The sequence below is a fragment of the Actinomadura darangshiensis genome (assembly GCF_004349235.1).
Taxonomy (GTDB): Bacteria; Actinomycetota; Actinomycetes; order Streptosporangiales; family Streptosporangiaceae; genus Spirillospora; species Spirillospora darangshiensis.
This window is the reverse complement of sequence record NZ_SMKY01000200.1, coordinates 1-16797: the sequence shown is the minus strand read 5'-3', so window position 1 is coordinate 16797 and position 16797 is coordinate 1. Positions and strand designations below refer to the sequence as shown.

Sequence of the window (16797 nt, the reverse complement as noted above, 5' to 3'; positions counted from 1 at the left end):
CAGCAACCACCAGCGCACCCAAGCACTCGCCCCCTGGCTGCAGCACTACAACACCCAACGCCCCCACTCGGCCCTGGGCGGCAAGCCACCCATCACCCGACTGACACCAAGATCATGACCGAGTACAGCTAGTCCTCGGAGCGCTGGCGCCAGGCGAGGACGCGGTCGGTGCCGTGCCAGCCGAGCTGCGCGGCCAGCATCGCCGCCAGGAACGCGGCGACCAGCCCGATCACCTGCCGCGACTCCATCAGCAGCGAGTCGGCCGGGTACACGACGCCCAGCATGAACGACATCACCACATCCATCGCGCCTCCAATGCACAAACGCCCGCGCCGGGGGGACAGGGGAAGTCAGGAGGCGCGGCAGCCCGAGGCTACCTCCCGCGAAACGTAAACATCCCGGGAGGCAGCCCCTGGTCACCGGCATCAGCCAACACCGCAACCACGCAACAGCCCCAACCGCCGCGATCGCGTCCGAAGGCAGGTTTCGAGCGTGTGAGAAACCTGATCGCGCAGCGAGCCGCTAGGCGAGCCGGATGCGATGCCAGCGATCGCACCGAGTTCTTCGACGATGGAGGGCCGCCAGGCCCGAAGGAGGAGAAGGACTCAATGAAAAAAGTGCCGGACGCCCGTGAAATACAGGGTGATGCCGGCCTTCTGCGCCGCCGCGATGACCTTGTCGTCGTTGACGGAGCCGCCGGGCTCGACGATCGCCTTCACGCCCGCCTCGGTCAGCACCTCCAGGCCGTCCGGGAACGGGAAGAACGCGTCGGACGCGCCCACGGCGGACGCGGCCCGCTCCGTGCCGGCCCGCGCGACGGCGAGCTTGGCGGAGTCGACCCGGTTGACCTGGCCCATGCCGACGCCGACGGTGGCGCCGTCCGCGGCCAGCAGGATCGCGTTGGACTTGACCGACCGGATGGCCCGCCACGCGAACGCCAGGTCGCGGAGGGTGGCCTCGTCGGCGGCGGCGCCCGTCTTCAGCTCCCAGCCGGACGGGTCGTCGCCGGACGCGTCCACGCGGTCGACGTCCTGCAGCAGGACGCCGCCGTCGATGCGCCGGTACTCGGTCGCGCCCGCCGGGGCGTCCGGGCAGACGAGCAGCCGGATGTTCTTGAAGCGTTCCTTGAGGACGGTCACGGCCTCGTCGTCGAAGGACGGGGCGACGACCACCTCGGCGAAGCTCTCGGTGACCTGCCGGGCCATGTCCGCGATGACGGGGCGGTTCGCCGCGATGACACCGCCGTACGCCGAGACGGGGTCGCAGGCATGCGCCTTGCGGTGCGCGCCGGCGATGTCGGCGCCGACCGCGATGCCGCACGGGTTGGCGTGCTTGATGATCGCGACGCACGGGTCGGTGAAGTCGTAGGCGGCGCGGCGGGCGGCGTCGGTGTCGACGTAGTTGTTGTACGACATCTCCTTGCCGTACAGCTGCTCGGCCCCGGCCAGCCCGGTCTCGCCCGGCGAGCGGTACAGGGCGGCGCGCTGGTGCGGGTTCTCGCCGTACCGCAGGGTGTTCGAGCGCTCCCAGGTGGCGCCGAGGAAGTCGGGCCACCGCGTCTCGGCGGCGGTCTCGTCGGGGGCGTAGCCGCTCGCGAACCAGGAGGCCACGGCCACGTCGTAGGACGCGGTGTGCGAGAACGCCTGGGCGGCGAGGCGGCGGCGCTCGTCCAGGGTGAAACCGCCGGCCCGCACGGCGGCGAGGACCGCCGCGTAGGCGGACGGGTCGACGACGACGGAGACGCTCGCGTGGTTCTTCGCGGCGGCGCGCACCATCGTGGGGCCGCCGATGTCGATCTGCTCGACGCACTCGTCCGGCTGCGCGCCCGAGTTCACCGTGTCGGCGAACGGGTACAGGTTCGCGACCACCAGGTCGAACGGCTCGACGCCGAGGTCGTCCAGCTGCTGGAGGTGGTCGTCCTTGCGGCGGTCGGCGAGCAGGCCCGCGTGCACCCTCGGGTGCAGGGTCTTGACGCGGCCGTCCAGGCACTCGGGGAACCCGGTGAGCTTCTCCACCTTCATCACCGGGACGCCGGCGGCGGAGATCCGGCCCGCCGTCGACCCGGTCGAGACGAGCTCCACGCCCGCCTCGTGCAGGCCCCGGGCCAGCTCCTCCAGCCCGGTCTTGTCGTACACGCTGATCAGTGCGCGCCTAATCGCCACCCGACTCACCGGCCGAGCTCCCCTCATGGTCGTCGGAAGATTCACCACAGGTCCTGCACTTCATCGAGACCCGCCTGCCGTGCTCGGTCCAGCCGTCGCGGGCGAGGCGTCCGACGACGTCGACCAGGAGCCGGCGCTCCACCTGCTTGATGCGCTCATGCAGGGAGTCTTCGTCGTCATGCCAGCCCACGGGGACGGTCTCCTGGGCGATGACGGGTCCGGTGTCCACGCCTTCGTCGACGAAGTGAACCGTACAGCCCGTGACCTTGACGCCGTATGCCAGGGCCTGCCGCACGGCGTGGGCGCCCTGGAACGACGGCAGGAGCGCCGGATGGGTGTTGACCGTCCGGCCGCCGAACCTCGCCAGGAACCGGGGCCCGAGGATCTTCATGAAGCCGGCGGACACCACGAGGTCGGGCTCGTGCTCCGCGACGGCCTCGGCGAGCGCCGCGTCCCAGTCGTCCCGGGACGGGAAATCCGGGATGCACAGGGTGAAAGCGGGCACACCCGACCGTTCGGCGCGCTCGGTTCCGCCGATATCGGGGCGGTCCGCCCCCACGGCCACGACTTTCGCCCCGTAGGCTGGATCCGCGCACGCGTCGAGCAGCGCTTGTAGGTTGGTCCCCGCGCCGGAGACGAGGACGACGAGCCGGGCGGACACCATGACTCCCCGGTGGACGTTGCTGGGACACCACGAAGACTATCGGGCGCGTTCGGCGACGTTCTCATCCGCACGTTCCCAACCACACGGGCCAGGAGGAATCGAAGGTGAGCGAGCAGCCGGGCCGCGAGGTCCAGCCCGAAGACCGCCCGGACGGGCGGCCGGAGGGGCAGCCGCCCGCCGGAAAGCCGCAGGGGCGGCGCACCGGCTGGCGGGCCCTGTGGCTCGGCGGCATCGCGCTGCTGACCGCGTTCTTCTTCTACCCGCTCGGCCTGGTGCTCGGCATCGCCGCGCTCGTCGTCGGCATCAGGGCCCGCCGGAGCGCCCGCCGCGCCAAGGACGCCGCCCCCGGCGCCGTCCCCGGCATCGTGCTGGGTGCCATCGGGCTGGCGTTCTCGCTGCTGTCGGTCTCGCTCACGGCGTTCCTGTGGACGGAGCTGAGCGGCTACCAGAGCTGCGTCAGCGCGTCCAACACCACCACCGACAAGCAGGCGTGCCGGGAGAAGTACTACCCGAGGATCGAGAAGAAGCTGGACCTGCCCGCCGGCAGCATGGACAAGTACGGCGACCTGCTCTAGTCCTCCTGGCCGGGCTCCTCGCGCAGGACGTAGATCGCGCCGCCGCGGTTCTCGGTGCGGTTCGGGTCCTCCCGGGGCGGCGGGACGGGCGCGGCCTTCTCCGCGGGCTCCGGCTCGACGGGGTCGTCCACCAGGTGCCCTTCGACGACGACCGTGCCGTCGCCGGGCGGGGGCGGCTCGGGCCGCCGCTCCGGCGCGGGCCGCTCCTCGGCCAGCTCGGGCACGAGGTCCTTCCGCTTGCGCGGCCGCCGGGGGGCGAGGACGGGCTCGGCCTCCTCGAACTGCAGCGGATCGTGCGCGTGCGGGGCCTTGGGCGCCGGTTCGGGCGCCTTCTCCGGACGGGCGTCGTAGTCGCCCGGGACGGGCGCCGACAGCGGCATGACCGGCTCCGCGCGCACCCGCTTCTTGGGCTGGCTCTTGGGCTCCGCCTGCTTGGCCGCCCGCCCCTTCGTCTTCTTGGACGGGGCGCGGGCCGGGCGGCGCAGCACCATCCAATTCGCCACCCACGCCGCGATCGCCGCCGAGATGCCCACCTCCAGCGCGGCCAGGAGGCCGACCTGCCACGCGGACGGCCCCACGGTCGCCATCCGCCCGTCGCCCAGCGGACCGCCCGCCAGCGCGCTCAGCAGCGCCGCGACCGCGCCGGTCAGGGCGCCGGACACGAACCCCCACAGCGGCGCGCCCTCCGACACCGGGCTCGGCAGCGACCGGATCGTGAGGACGCCCCCCACCGCGCCCGCGACGAACGGCGCGGCCAGCGCGAGCAGCGAGATCGCCGGTGCCGGGCCCGGCTGCGGAAGGGCGGCGAGCGGCGGGAACGCGGGCACGGCGTCCAGGAACACCCCGGTCGGCGAGACGCTCGTCCCGGCGCCGACCGAGAAGCCCGGACCGACCGCGTACGCCATCCCCCAGATCGCCGCGTTCGGGAGGTAGGCGAGCTGGACCAGCAGCAGCAGGACGCCGCCGACGACGCCGGGGGCGAGCATGTCGTAGAGGTCGCCGGCGTCAGCCATGTGCATGGCGAGGGACCCGGCCACCAGCAGTGCGCCCGAGGCGAGCAGCACGCTCAGCGACCCGGCCACGCCGATCACGAGGGAGCGCGGCCGGTCGGGCAGCAGCCGCAGCAGCGCGCCCAGCCCGGACCGGACCCGCCGTCCGCGCGCCTCCGCCGCCACGACGGCCCGCGCGGCGCCGAGCCCGCCCGCGATGGCGGCGACGAGGAAGGACCCGACGAGCGCCTGCCACGCCGAGGGCCGGACCTCCCGCGACGACGCCGCGAGCGCGAGCAGCCCGGCCAGCCCCGCGTACGGCGCGGCCAGCGCGACCGCCACGTGCACGACGGCGATCCGCTGCCGGTGCGGCAGCCCGGCGACCCGGATCATCCACCCGCCGCCCCGGTACAGCAGCACCCCGGGCAGGACGAGGACACCCAGCGGAAGCAGCCCGAACCGGCCCTGCCCGTAGGAGAAGCCCGCGTGGTGGGAGACGAGCCAGAAGTTCACGGCCGTCCGGAACACCCCGGCCATGCCGTGGCCGAGCGCGGTCTTCGGCGCCGCGATCCAGCCGATGAGCGTGATCGTGGTGAGCACGGCGAGCCCGATCCCGACGCACCACAGCGCCGCGACGAGCCCCGTCACGTACAGCGGCCTGGCCTGCGCGGGCACGGCTGGCCGGCCCTGCGCGGCGGGCCGGGGAGCCCGGCCGGCCGCGCTCTTGCGCGGCTCGGCCTTGGCCGGTCGTGCTCCGCCCGGCCCGGCCTTCGACGGCTCCCGCTTCGCACGCTGCCCGGGGGTCTTGTCGCTCACCCGGTCCATGCTGGCACCCCCCGCGCCCCCGCACGCTCCGCCCGCCCGGCGTGTCGTCTTGTACCCGCGGTCCGGGCGGAGACGAAAGACGCCCGGGCCGCCGGGAAAGGGGCGGCTCGGGCGTCTTTTCGGTGTCCCGGGAGGGATCAGCGGTTCTTCATGATCTCCCGCATCAGGACGGCGGTCTCGCTCGGGGTCTTGCCGACCCGGACGCCGACCTTCTCCAGGGCCTCCTTCTTCGCCTGCGCGGTGCCGGCGGAGCCGGACACGATCGCGCCCGCGTGGCCCATGGTCTTGCCCTCGGGGGCGGTGAACCCGGCGACATAGCCGACGACCGGCTTGGTCACGTGCTCCTCGATGTAGGCGGCGGCGCGCTCCTCGGCGTCGCCCCCGATCTCACCGATCATGACGATGGCGTCGGTGTCCGGGTCGTCCTGGAACGCCTGGAGGGCGTCGATGTGGGTCGTCCCGATGACGGGGTCGCCGCCGATGCCGACGCAGGTGGAGAAGCCGACGTCGCGCAGCTCGTACATCATCTGGTAGGTCAGCGTGCCCGACTTGGACACGAGGCCGATGCGGCCGGGGGTGGTGATGTCGGCCGGGATGATGCCCGCGTTGGACTTGCCGGGGGACGCGATGCCGGGGCAGTTCGGCCCGATGATCCGCGTCTTGTTCCCGTTCTTCTCGGCGTAGGCCCAGAAGTAGGCGGTGTCGTGCACCGGGATGCCCTCGGTGATGACGACGCAGAGCGGGATCTCGGCGTCGATCGCCTCGACGACGGCGTCCTTGGTGAACTTCGGCGGGACGAACACGACGGAGACGTCCGCGCCGGTCTCGGCCATCGCCTCCGCGACAGTCCCGAAAACCGGCAGGCTGGTGCCGTCGAACTCGACGGTCTGGCCGGCCTTGCGGGCGTTCACGCCGCCGACGACCTGGGCGCCGGACGCGAGCATCCGGCGGCCGTGCTTGGTGCCCTCGGAGCCCGTGATGCCCTGGACGATGATCTTGCTGTTCTCGGTGAGCCAGATGGCCATTGTCATGCACCTGCCGCTGCGAGTTCGGCGGCGCGCCTGGCCGCGTCGTCCATGGTGTCGACCTGCTGGACGCCGGGCAGCGCCGCGTCGTTGAGGATCGTGCGCCCGAGCTCGGCGTTGTTGCCGTCCAGGCGGACGACGAGGGGGCGGTCGACGGCCTCGCCGCGGTCGGCCAGCAGCTTGTAGGCCGAGACGATGCCGTTGGCGACGGCGTCGCACGCGGTGATGCCGCCGAAGACGTTCACGAAGACCGACTTCACGTCGGCGTCGGACAGGACGATCTCCAGCCCGTTCGCCATCACCTCGGCGGACGCGCCGCCGCCGATGTCGAGGAAGTTCGCCGGCTTCTGGCCGTCGAACTTCTCGCCCGCGTAGGCGACGACGTCGAGGGTCGACATGACCAGGCCCGCGCCGTTGCCGATGATGCCGACGCTGCCGTCGAGCTTGACGTAGTTGAGGTCCTTGGCCTTGGCCGCGGCCTCCAGCGGGTCGGCGGAGGCCTTGTCCTCGAGCTTGGCGTGGTCGTCCTGGCGGAAGGCCGCGTTGTCGTCGAGGGACACCTTGCCGTCGAGGGCCTTCACCTGGCCGTCGGCGGTGAGGATCATCGGGTTCACCTCGACGAGGGAGGCGTCCTCGTCGATGAACACGGCCCACAGCCGCTCGATGAGCTCGGCGGCGCCGTCCAGCGCCTCCTGCGGGAGCCGGCCCTCCTCGGCGATCTGGCGGGCCCTGGCCCGGTCCACGCCGTCCAGCGGGGAGACCGGCACCAGCCCCAGCCGGTCGTGCGGCACGTCCTCGATCTCCACGCCGCCCTCGACGGAGCAGATGGAGAGGAAGGTGCGGTTGGCGCGGTCGAGCAGGAAGGAGAAGTAGTACTCCTGCGCGATCGCGCTGCCCTCCTCGACCAGGACCTTGTGGACCGTGTGGCCCTTGATGTCCATGCCGAGGATCTGGCCGGCGAGCGTCTCCGCCTCATCGGCCGTGTCGGCCAGCTTCACGCCGCCGGCCTTGCCCCGGCCCCCGGTCTTCACCTGGGCCTTGACCACGACCTTCTTACTGCCCGCGGAGAACAGCTCCTCCGCGATGGCGCGTGCTTCCTGGGGAGTATGGGCGACCTTGCCGGTGGGCACCGGTACCCCGTACTCGGCGAAGAGTTCCTTCGCCTGATGTTCGAACAGGTCCACGAGGCGTCCTTTTACGGATCGACAGCCGAATGTGACCACACGAGTGGGGGTTACACGGGTGTCCGTGCGGCCGGCACTCTGCGGTCCGCTCCGTCGAAGCAGCCTAGTCAACCCGTCTTCGTGGTGAGGCCGCCGGGTCCATTTGTCACCCGGAGTTCCCTTCGGCGGGCGGTGCGGGCGGCCCCGAGGTGTGCTCATCCTCAGGGGAGGGCACGAGTGGCTCGTGAGGAGGATGAACCTATTGACGTAGTTTGATGTACTTATTTCGGCCGGTCGGCCGGATGGTGTAGAGGGGGCGAACGGATGGCGATGGCGGAGGAACGGGACACGTCGGTCGCCGTACCCGTCCCCCCCGGAGCCTCTCCCGCCGCGCCCGTCCTGCCCGCGCCGCGCTCACCCGGCGAGCCCCCGTCCCGCCGGCGCTCCCCGCAGCGGCGGGCGCGCCGGAGGTCGGGCGTCCGGAAGGTCCGGCGGACCGCCGCGATGCTGATCGTCGCCGCGCTGATCGCGACGGGGGGCGCCACCGTCCCCGAACCGCCCTCCCCGGGCTGGGCGAGCCCCGGCCTCGTCGGCGGCGGCGGCTGGCCGTTCGCGGGCGTCCCCATGTCCCCCGAGCAGGCCGAGGGGGCGTCCTACCTGCCGGACAGCTCGGTGGTCAAGCTCGCGGACGGGCGGGTCCGGCTCGTCCCGTCCGGCGGCGACACGCCCATCACCGTGGACGCGTCCGATCCGCGGGTGGCCCGGGCCGTCCGGTCCGACGCCGCGTGGCTGGCGCAGGGCCGTGTCCCGGCCGGCGGGGCGGCCGGCGGCCACCGCGAGATGGCCGCCCGCGCCCTGCTCGACCTGCGGCTCCTCACCCGCCCGAACGGCGCGTCGCTCGCCTCCTGGTACTCCAAGTGGCGCTACAGCTGGCCGCGCGACTCCGCGTTCGCCGCCGCCGCGTTCACCGTGACCGGCCACCCGTCCGAGGCGCGCCGGATCCTGCGGTTCCTCGCCCGCGCCCAGCACGACGACGGCATGTGGGCCGCCCGGTACAACGCCGACGGGACGGCGGTCGCGGACGGCCGGGCGCCGCAGCTCGACTCGCTCGGCTGGGTGCTGTGGGCGGCGTGGTTCTACCGCGTCCAGGGCGGGGACCCGAACGAGCTGCCCGCGCTGTGGCCGATGGTGCAGCGCGCCGCCGACCACCTGGCCCGGTCGCTGGACGCCGAGGGGCTGCCGCCCGCCTCGTCCGACTACTGGGAACGCGACCACCGGCGCGAGCAGGACCCGCGGCGCCCGACGCTCGGCGTGGTCGGGCCCGTGCTGGCGGGGCTGCGCGCGGCGGCCGACCTCGCGGGCATGCACGGCGAGGCCGCCAAGGCCTACGAGTGGCGCAGCGCGGCGCAGCGGGTGTCGGACGCGCTGGCCAGGCAGTTCGCCCCCTACGGCTATCCGCGGTCGCCCGTGTCCGGCGGCCTGATGGACACGTCGGTGACGTTCATCGCGCCGCCGTTCGCGCACCCCGACCCGAACGTGACCGCCGCGATCGGCAACGCCGAACGCAGGCAGGCGCTGCCGAACGGCGGCGTCCTGCCGGGCGAGCGCTGGTCCGGCACCCCGAACGTCGCGTGGACGCCGGAGACCGCGCTGTTCGGGCTGACCGCGGCCGCGTCGGGCCGGACGCAGGACGCGCTGGAACGGCTCGGCTGGCTCTCCGCGCACCGCACGTCCCTGGGCGTCCTGCCGGAGAAGGTGGGCGCGACCGGCAAGCCCGCGGGCCCGGCCCCGCTCGGCTGGACGGCGTCGCTGGTCCTGCTCGGCCTGTCCGCGCTTGAGCGGCCCCTGCCCGTCCCCTAGGCGAACTGCTCGTAGGCGAGTTTCAGCACCAGCGCGCCGACGACGCAGAGCAGGATCACCCGGACGAATCCCGCACCGTGCCGGATCGCCATGCGGGCGCCGAGCTGCGCGCCGGTCGCGTTGCAGACGGCCATCGCCAGCCCGACCGCCCACAGCACGTGCCCCTGCGCCGCGAACACGACCAGCGCGCCGAGGTTGGTGCCCGCGTTGATGATCTTCGAGGTGGCGGAGGCGTCGACGAAGTCCATGCCGAGCAGCGTGGTGAACGCGACGACCAGGAACGTCCCGGTGCCGGGTCCGACGAGCCCGTCGTAGAAGGCGATCGCGACGCCCGGGACGAGGACGGCGGCGGCGAGGCGGCGGCGGGTCCGCAGCACGAGCCGCGGGACCCGGCCGAGATCGGGCTTGAGCACCACGATCGCGGCCACCGTCAGCAGCACGACCATGATGACCGGCTTCAGGACGTCCGAGGAGATCGCCGACGCGCACAGCGCCCCGCCGGCGGCGCAGCACAGCGCGAGGACGCTCGCCGGGACGGCGACGCGGACGTCCGGCTTGGCCTTGCGCGCGTAGGCGATGGCGGCCGAGGTGGTGCCCGCGATGGAGCCGAGCTTGTTGGTGGCGAGCGCGGTCGCCACCGGCTGCCCCGGGTTGACCAGCAGCAGCACGGGCAGCTGGATCAGCCCGCCGCCGCCGACCACGGCGTCGACCCAGCCCGCCGCGACGGCCGCGGCCAGCAGCATGAGGATCTGCTCGGCGTGCACGGGACTCCAGGGGGGTAAGGGTAAAAGTTAGATCATCGATTACCTTACCCCGGGCCGCCGGCTCAGCCGGTCCACTCCTCGTCCAGGACGGCCCAGACCTGCACGTCGCGGCGCTCGCCGCCCAGCACGAACCCCTGCCGCAGGACGCCCTCGCAGGTCATGCCGAGCCGCTTCGCCACGGCCGCGCTGGCGGTGTTGCGCGGGTCGCAGAGCCACTCGACCCGGTGCATCCCGCGCACCCCGATCGCCCAATCGATCATGACGCGGACGGCCGCGGTGACCAGGCCGCGCCCCCGCGCCTCGGGCGCGAGCCAGACGCCCGCCTCGCAGACGCCCTGCTGAGCGTCGAACGTGCGGAAGACCGTCCCGCCCTGGAGGACGCCGTCCACCCAGATGCCGTACATGCGGCCCCTGTCCTTCGCCTGCCTGTCGGCGTAGGACTGCAGCAGCTCGCGGGCCGACTTCTCGTCCACCACGGTCCGCGCCCAGGGGATGTACTGCTCGATGTCCGCGCGGACCCGCTGCGCGTGCGCGGCGAACTCCGCCGCCTGCCAGGGCTCGAACGGACGCAGTTCAGCGCCGTCGCCGATCGTGCGAGCGAACATGAAGTCTCCCGAGGGTACGTACCGAACGTTTGTTATGTACTCTACGGGAATGCCTGCCCGAGGTGACCACGACGCCCGCCGCCGGGACGTGTCCGAAGCCGTCTGGCGCGTCCTCGCCGCCCGCGGCTTCGGCGGCTTGACACTGCGCGCGGTCGCGGCCGAGATGGGCGCCTCGACCGGCCTGCTCACGCACTACTTCCCGAACAAGAAGGCCCTCGTCGCGCACGCCCTCGGCCTCGCCGACGAACGCACCGCGAACCGCCCGCTGCGCGAGGCCCCGCCCGGCCTGCCGTCCCTGCGCGCCGCCCTCCTGGACGTCCTCCCCCTGACCCCGGCCGCGGCGGACATGAACCGCATCTGGGTCGGCTCCTGGGACGTCGCCCTCAGCGACCCCGACCTCGGCGAACGCCAGCGGCTCCGCTACCAGAACTGGCGCGCCCGGCTCCGCCCCCACGTCGCCACCGCCGTCTCCCAAGGCGAACTGCCCGCCTCGTCCGACGTGGACGCCGTCGTCGCGTCCGCCGCCGCCTTCACCCACGGCCTCGTCGTCCACGCCCTACTGGACCCCGGCGCCTACCCACCCGCCCACCAGACCGCCCTACTAGACGCCTACCTGGCCACCCTCACGCTGTAAGCGAGATGCTGATGGCATGACGATCAGTACGCGTGCCCTCGGGGACGACTTCGCCTCCCCCATCGACGACCGGTACTTCGAGGACTACACGGCCGGGGCGACCTACGAGTACGGGCATGTCAGCGTGTCCGAGGCCGAGATCCTGGAGTTCGCCCGCCGGTTCGACCCGCAGCCCATCCATGTGGACGCCGGGTTCGCGGTGGCCGGGCCGTTCAAGGGGATCATCGCGAGCGGCTGGCACACCGGGTCGATCATGATGCGGCTGTTCGCCGACCACTTCCTGTCGCGCGTCGCAAGCCTCGCCTCGCCCGGCGTGGACGAGCTGCGCTGGCCCGCGCCCGTCCGTCCGGGCGACTCCCTGCGGCTGCGCGTGACCGTCCTGGAGGCTCGCGCGTCCCGCTCCAAGCCGGACCGCGGCATCGTCCGGACCCGGGCCGAACTCCTCAACCAGAACGACGAGGTCGTCCTGCACACCCTCCCGATGAACCTTCTCGGCCGACGCGGGGTGTGACTCAGCCGTCCACCGCCTGGAGCGGCGCCACGGGCTTGGGGAGTGCGGGTTCGGGGAGGTTGCGGAACATCAGCCAGGCGAACGCGGGCATCGCGATCAGCGGTGTCAGCGCCGTCTGGAGGGACGTCGCGTCCGCGATGGCGCCCAGAACCGGGCTCGCGAGGCCGCCGACGCTCACGGTCAGGCCGAGCGTGACGCCGCTGGCGGTGCCGACGCGGGTGGGCAGGTAGTCCTGGCCGAGGGTGACCTGCAGCGAGAACGGGATGTAGACGCCCGCGGACGTCAGCGCCACGAACAGGAAGACGGCCGGTCCCGGCACGAACACGACGCCCGCGACGGCGCCGACGGTCATCAGGTACGACCAGCGGACGGCGGTGACGCGGTCCCAGCGGGCGGCGAGGGAGCCGCCGAGCACCGTGCCCACGGCACCGCCGAGGTAGAACACGAACAGGGCGGCGGTGCCCGCCGCCATGCCCCATCCGGTGCGCTGCCGCACGTAGAACGAGATGAACGTGCTCAGCCCGACGAACACCACGGACCGGCAGAGGACGGCCACCGTCATCTTCGCGAAGGAGACCTTGTCGTCCGCCGCCTCCGTCTTCGCCACGGCGCTCGAAGCACCGGGCGACGTCTTCGCGAGCGTCCGCAGGACCGGGAGGCACAGCGCGCTCCCCGCGAGGGCCGGCACCAGGAGGAACGGCGTCAGCCGCAGCCCGCCGACGCCGACCACGGCGGCGACCAGGAGCGGCGCCGACGCGAACCCGATGTTGCCGCCGACCGAGAACCAGCTCATCGCGGTGTGGCTCCCCTTGCTGGCCTTGCGCGCGACGCGGGCGGACTCGGGGTGGTACGCGGCGACCCCCAGCCCGGCGATCGCGACGAACACCAGCGTGAGCCCGTAGTCGCCGCTGAGACCGCTCAAGGCGATGCCCACGCCGGCCAGAAGCGTGCTCACGGGCAGCAGCCAGGGCAGCGCCCACCGGTCCGTGAGCGCGCCGAACATCGGCTGCGCCACCGAGGACAGCAGCGACGCCGCGAGCACGATGCCCGAGGCGGCCGCGTAGGTGTAGTGGCGCTCGGCGACGAAGAACGGGACGAGCGCCGTCACCGACCCTTGGTAGACGTCCACGCAGGCATGTCCGGCCGACAGGAGGGCGACCCGCTTTCTCGTTGACACGCTCTTCATGTTCGCGCTCGCTCACCCTGTCGGACTTCCGATAATCTGCCAATCAATGCAGAAAATCCGCCATCAGTCGACCGCCCCGACCCGCACCCGCTGGCTGGGCCCCGGCGCAGCCATCGACGCCCACCGCCACGACGACCACCAGATCGCCTACGCGGGACGGGGCGTCGTGGCCGTCACCACGGGCGCGGGTTCGTGGGTGGCGCCCGCCAACCGCGCCATCTGGATACCGGCGGGCGCCGTCCACGCCCACCAGGCCCACGGCGAACTCGAACTGCACCTGGTCGGCCTTCCGGCGGCTGACAATCCGCTCAGGTTGGACGCGCCGGCCGTCCTCACCGTCCGGCCGCTGCTGCGTGAGCTGATCCTCGCCTACACCGACCCTGAGACGAGCGAAGGCCCCGCGCGCACACGGCTCCGGGCAGTCCTGCTCGACCAGCTGGCCGCTTCGCCGCAGCAGCCTCTGCATCTGCCCGCGCCGACCGTCCCCCATCTCAAGGCGCTCTGCGACATCCTGCACGCCGACCCCGCCGACAACCGCACCTTGAGCGCCCTGGGCAGAGAGGTCGGCGCCAGCGACCGCACGCTGTCCCGCCTCTTCAAGGCCGACCTCGGCATGACGTTCCCGCAGTGGCGCACCCAGTTGCGCCTCTGCCACGCCGTCGTCCTCCTGGCCGAGGACATCCCGGTGACGACCGCGGCCCACCTCTGCGGCTGGTCGTCCGCCAGCGCGTTCATCGACGTCTTCCGCCGGGCCTTCGGCCACACCCCGGGCAGCCACCGCCCGGAGTAGCCTCAAAGCGCTCCGTGATCTGGCGATGACTCCTAGGATCATGCTGATCGGAGCGAATGGAGGACGCGTGCCAGAGCAGTCGCCGCTCTTGCCCACCGACCCCGAGAGCATCGGCCGCTACCCGCTGGAAGGCCGGCTGGGGGCCGGTGGCCAGGGCACCGTCTACCTGGGCCGCGACGAGCGGGAGCGGCGCACCGCCATCAAACTGCTGCACCCGCACCTGATCACCCACGACGTGGCCCGCGCCCGCTTCCTGGCCGAGGTCGAGATCGCCAGGCGGGTCGCCCCGTTCTGCACCGCCCAGGTACTCGACAGCGGCGTGGTCCACGCCCAGCCCTACATCGTCAGCGAGTTCGTCGACGGGCCGTCCCTGCAGACCTCGGTCAGGGACGACGGACCACGCGGCGAGGCGGCGCTCGACCGGCTGGCGATCAACACCGTGACGGCGCTGGCGGCCATCCACGAAGGCGGAGTCGTGCACCGCGACTTCAAACCGGGCAACGTCCTGCTCGGCCCCGACGGGCCCGTGGTGATCGATTTCGGCATCTCCCGCGCCCTGGACCTCAGCCAGTCGCTCACCAGCAGCCAGGTCGTGGGCACCCCCGGCTACATGGCCCCCGAGCACATCGACGGCCAGCCCGCCGGCCCCGAGGCGGACATGTTCGCCTGGGCGGCCGCCATGGTCTTCGCCGCCACCGGCAGGAGGGCCTTCGGCGGCACCTCCGCATCCGCCGTCGCCCTGGCGGTCCTGCACAGCGAACCCGACCTGGACGGCCTCGAAGGCGACCTCGCCGGCATCGTCCGCTCCTGCTTGGACAAAGACCCTGCCCAACGCCCCACCGCAGCCGAGGTGAGCGACCTCCTGCGTCCCGTGCGCACCCCGCAGGCCACCGCCGCTCCCGCACCCCCGGACACGTCCGCACCCGCGCCGGCCACCACCCACACCGATCCCCCGGCCTCCGGCCCCAGACGCCGCCGCCTCCAGATCGCCGCCGCCGCGATAACGGTCCTGGCGATCAGCGCCCTCGCCTATTGGCTCGCCCCCGGAGGGGGAGAAGGCGACGCCTCACATCCTTCGGCGAACGGCCCCTCCGGCGCTTTAGAAAGCCCCACGCCAAGCGCACCGCGAACAACGCCGTCAAAATCCGCGTCCGGCGCTGCGTCCAACCACGGACGGACGACATCAAGTAAGCCGGGAACTCCCCAGCAATCCGACGACCCCCAGAACCGGACCAGCCCTGGACCGCCGGCCACCAAGAAGCCCTCCCCCGCAAAGCCGAGAACTCTCGGCACCCTCAGCCGGCAGGATCAGGGGAATTACTGCAAGGCCCACGGCTATCCCTACCACGTGGTCCTCGACGACCAGGTCGTCTGCTCGAAGGACCCCGATGGAGACAACGGGACGATAGCCGACGCAACGACCGTCTGCCGCTGGAAGTACTCCGGTCAGCCGCACGTCCACGCAAACGGAAAGACCTGCATCTCAGATCCGTAGCGGGGTCAGAGTTTCTCGATGGTGGCGAAGCGGAGGACCAGGGTGCGGACGCCGTATTCGCCGCCGAAGTCGACGCTGGCCTTTTCGCCCCGGTCGTAGACGGAGACGACGGTGCCCAGCCCGAAGGCGTCGTGGGTGACCTTGTCGCCCGGGGCGAGGGACGGGACGGGACGGTTCCCCGGGGAGCGGGTCCCCGGCCGGGCCGCCATCTGCGCCATCGCCGAACCGGACGTGGACGACGCCTCGCGCTCCCATTCGACGAGGCTCTTCGGGACCTCGCCGAGGAAGCGGGACGGCGGGTTGACCTGCGGTGCGCCCCACGAACTGCGCATCGCGGCCCGTGACACGTAGAGGCGCTGCCGGGCGCGCGTAATGCCGACGTAGGCGAGCCGGCGCTCCTCTTCGAGTTCCTTCGGGTTGCTCATGGCGCGCAGGTGCGGGAAGACGCCGTCCTCCATTCCGGTGAGGAAGACGACGGGGAATTCGAGGCCCTTCGCGGTGTGCAGGGTCATCAGCGTGACGACGCCGTGCTCGGTCTCCTCGGGCTGTTCGCCCGGCGGGACGGGATTGCCCTTCGCGCCGCCCGGAATGGAGTCGGCGTCGGCGACCAGGGCGACCTGCTCCAGGAACTCGGGGAGGCGGCCCTCGGCGGATTCGCCGTCGAGTCGCTCCTCGAATTCGCGGGCGACGGCTTCGAGTTCCTGGAGGTTCTCGACGCGGGTCTCGTCCTGCGGGTCTTTGGACGCCTGGAGTTCGGCGAGGTAGCCGCTGGCCTTGAGGATCTCGGCGACCAGGTCGGCGGGGGTGAGCGTCTCGCTCGCGGTGCGCAGCTCGTCCAGCAGGGCGACGAAGTCGCGGACGGCGTTGATCGAGCGGGTCGCCATGCCCGGCACGTCCTCGGGCACCCGGAGGGCCTGCCAGAACGAGATGCGCTCCCGGGACGCGTACGCCTCGACGCACGCCTCGGCGCGGTCGCCGATGCCGCGCTTGGGGACGTTCAGGATGCGCCGCAAGGAGACGGTGTCTTCGGGGTTGGCGAGGCAGCGCAGGTAGGCGAGCGCGTCGCGGATCTCCTTGCGCTCGTAGAACCGGACACCGCCGACGACCTTGTACGGCAGCCCGACCCGGATGAACACTTCCTCGAAGACACGGGACTGCGCGTTGGTGCGGTAGAAGATGGCGACGTCGCCGGGACGGGCGTCGCCCTCGTCGGTGAGCCGGTCGACCTCGCGGGCGACGAACGCGGCCTCGTCGTGCTCGTTGTCGGCCACATAGCCGATGATCTTGTGGCCTTCGCCCTGGTCGGACCACAGCTTCTTCGGCTTGCGGTCGGCGTTGCGCTCGATGACGGCGTTGGCGGCGGACAGGATCGTCTGCGTGGACCGGTAGTTCTGCTCCAGCAGGATGGTCGTCGCGTCGGGGTAGTCGCGCTCGAACTCCAGGATGTTCCGGATGGTCGCGCCGCGGAACGCGTAGATCGACTGGTCGGCGTCGCCCACGACGCACAGCTCTGCCGCCCCCACCTCCTGCCCCCCGTCATTCTGGGGGG

Annotated in this window: 17 protein-coding genes; 7 read left to right on the top strand and 10 right to left on the bottom strand. The window is 72.3% G+C overall.

The annotated features are described in order from the left end of the window. Nucleotides 1-118 (top strand): integrase core domain-containing protein (locus E1293_RS32315; protein WP_165978491.1); only part of this gene is annotated, 118 nt, incomplete at its 5' end. 10 nt (nt 119-128) lie between these two features. On the opposite strand, the gene E1293_RS47845 is transcribed toward E1293_RS32315, so the two are convergent. The 3 genes from E1293_RS47845 to purN form a co-directional block, all read right to left on the bottom strand. Then, nucleotides 129-305: a hypothetical protein gene (locus E1293_RS47845; RefSeq protein WP_165978490.1), complete on the bottom strand. Its 177-nt coding sequence runs from the start codon at nt 303-305 to the stop codon at nt 129-131. A 300-nt stretch (nt 306-605) separates the two neighbouring features. Next, nucleotides 606-2171, bottom strand: a complete 1566-nt coding sequence (gene purH, locus E1293_RS32310; protein WP_207939215.1) for a bifunctional phosphoribosylaminoimidazolecarboxamide formyltransferase/IMP cyclohydrolase — start codon at nt 2169-2171, stop codon at nt 606-608. Next, nucleotides 2152-2826 carry a phosphoribosylglycinamide formyltransferase gene (gene purN / locus E1293_RS32305; protein WP_132201349.1) on the bottom strand — a complete coding sequence of 225 codons (675 nt, stop codon included), beginning with the start codon at nt 2824-2826 and terminating at the stop codon, nt 2152-2154. Before purN ends, purH begins: the two co-directional genes overlap by 20 nt. Before the next feature lie 104 nt (nt 2827-2930). Between purN and E1293_RS32300 the strand changes: the two genes are divergently transcribed. Continuing rightward, nucleotides 2931-3401, top strand: coding sequence for a hypothetical protein (locus E1293_RS32300; protein ID WP_132201347.1), 471 nt, complete (start codon nt 2931-2933; stop codon nt 3399-3401). On the opposite strand, the gene E1293_RS32295 is transcribed toward E1293_RS32300, so the two are convergent. The 3 genes from E1293_RS32295 to sucC form a co-directional block, all read right to left on the bottom strand. Beyond that, complete coding sequence (locus tag E1293_RS32295) at nt 3398-5206, bottom strand: cell division protein PerM (RefSeq protein WP_243716870.1); 1809 nt, start codon at nt 5204-5206, stop codon at nt 3398-3400. The two genes, E1293_RS32300 and E1293_RS32295, sit on opposite strands and share 4 nt — an antisense overlap. A gap of 146 nt (nt 5207-5352) precedes the next feature. Continuing rightward, on the bottom strand, nt 5353-6240 hold the full coding sequence (sucD, locus tag E1293_RS32290; protein WP_132201345.1) for a succinate--CoA ligase subunit alpha: 888 nt from the start codon (nt 6238-6240) through the stop codon (nt 5353-5355). Nucleotides 6241-6242: 2 nt separating this feature from the next. Then, a complete protein-coding gene (gene sucC / locus E1293_RS32285; RefSeq protein ID WP_132201343.1) occupies nt 6243-7424 on the bottom strand; it encodes an ADP-forming succinate--CoA ligase subunit beta in 1182 nt (393 codons plus the stop codon). Between the two features lie 309 nt (nt 7425-7733). On the opposite strand from sucC, the gene E1293_RS32280 reads away from it, so the two are divergent. Further along, the gene (locus E1293_RS32280; protein ID WP_243716868.1) at nt 7734-9263 is read left to right on the top strand and encodes a glycoside hydrolase family 15 protein; all 1530 of its coding nucleotides are present in this window, start codon (nt 7734-7736) and stop codon (nt 9261-9263) included. On the opposite strand, the gene E1293_RS32275 is transcribed toward E1293_RS32280, so the two are convergent. Both E1293_RS32275 and E1293_RS32270 read right to left on the bottom strand, forming a co-directional pair. Beyond that, the gene (locus E1293_RS32275) at nt 9260-10006 is read right to left on the bottom strand and encodes a TSUP family transporter (protein ID WP_424923703.1); all 747 of its coding nucleotides are present in this window, start codon (nt 10004-10006) and stop codon (nt 9260-9262) included. The genes E1293_RS32280 and E1293_RS32275 overlap by 4 nt on opposite strands. Before the next feature lie 83 nt (nt 10007-10089). Further along, entirely contained in the window at nt 10090-10632 is a 543-nt protein-coding gene (locus tag E1293_RS32270; protein ID WP_132201339.1) for a GNAT family N-acetyltransferase, read from the bottom strand. A gap of 49 nt (nt 10633-10681) precedes the next feature. Here E1293_RS32270 and E1293_RS32265 point away from each other — a divergent pair, with 49 nt between their 5' ends. Beyond that, entirely contained in the window at nt 10682-11266 is a 585-nt protein-coding gene (locus E1293_RS32265; protein ID WP_132201337.1) for a TetR/AcrR family transcriptional regulator, read from the top strand. Between the two features lie 16 nt (nt 11267-11282). Next, complete coding sequence (locus E1293_RS32260; protein ID WP_132201335.1) at nt 11283-11777, top strand: MaoC family dehydratase; 495 nt, start codon at nt 11283-11285, stop codon at nt 11775-11777. Between the two features lies 1 nt (nt 11778). Here the strand turns inward: E1293_RS32260 and E1293_RS32255 are convergent, their stop codons facing one another. Beyond that, nucleotides 11779-12954 carry an MFS transporter gene (locus E1293_RS32255; RefSeq protein WP_243716861.1) on the bottom strand — a complete coding sequence of 392 codons (1176 nt, stop codon included), beginning with the start codon at nt 12952-12954 and terminating at the stop codon, nt 11779-11781. 55 nt (nt 12955-13009) lie between these two features. On the opposite strand from E1293_RS32255, the gene E1293_RS32250 reads away from it, so the two are divergent. Beyond that, nucleotides 13010-13753: a helix-turn-helix transcriptional regulator gene (locus E1293_RS32250; protein WP_132201331.1), complete on the top strand. Its 744-nt coding sequence runs from the start codon at nt 13010-13012 to the stop codon at nt 13751-13753. A gap of 67 nt (nt 13754-13820) precedes the next feature. Beyond that, the gene (locus E1293_RS32245) at nt 13821-15248 is read left to right on the top strand and encodes a serine/threonine-protein kinase (RefSeq protein WP_165978489.1); all 1428 of its coding nucleotides are present in this window, start codon (nt 13821-13823) and stop codon (nt 15246-15248) included. Between the two features lie 5 nt (nt 15249-15253). On the opposite strand, the gene E1293_RS32240 is transcribed toward E1293_RS32245, so the two are convergent. Beyond that, the coding region (locus tag E1293_RS32240; RefSeq protein ID WP_132201327.1) for a 3'-5' exonuclease at nt 15254-16797 on the bottom strand (1544 nt) is incomplete at its 5' end.

What these genes read in the sequence shown, in the direction of transcription:
- E1293_RS47845 (WP_165978490.1), bottom strand. Translation starts at nt 305, where the DNA reads ATGGATGTGGTGATGTCGTTCATGCTGGGCGTCGTGTACCCGGCCGAC.
- purN (WP_132201349.1), bottom strand. Translation starts at nt 2,826, where the DNA reads ATGGTGTCCGCCCGGCTCGTCGTCCTCGTCTCCGGCGCGGGGACCAAC.
- sucD (WP_132201345.1), bottom strand. Translation starts at nt 6,240, where the DNA reads ATGGCCATCTGGCTCACCGAGAACAGCAAGATCATCGTCCAGGGCATC.
- E1293_RS32280 (WP_243716868.1), top strand. Translation starts at nt 7,734, where the DNA reads ATGGCGGAGGAACGGGACACGTCGGTCGCCGTACCCGTCCCCCCCGGA.
- E1293_RS32275 (WP_424923703.1), bottom strand. Translation starts at nt 10,006, where the DNA reads ATGCTGCTGGCCGCGGCCGTCGCGGCGGGCTGGGTCGACGCCGTGGTC.
- E1293_RS32270 (WP_132201339.1), bottom strand. Translation starts at nt 10,632, where the DNA reads ATGTTCGCTCGCACGATCGGCGACGGCGCTGAACTGCGTCCGTTCGAG.
- E1293_RS32265 (WP_132201337.1), top strand. Translation starts at nt 10,682, where the DNA reads ATGCCTGCCCGAGGTGACCACGACGCCCGCCGCCGGGACGTGTCCGAA.
- E1293_RS32260 (WP_132201335.1), top strand. Translation starts at nt 11,283, where the DNA reads ATGACGATCAGTACGCGTGCCCTCGGGGACGACTTCGCCTCCCCCATC.
- E1293_RS32250 (WP_132201331.1), top strand. Translation starts at nt 13,010, where the DNA reads ATGCAGAAAATCCGCCATCAGTCGACCGCCCCGACCCGCACCCGCTGG.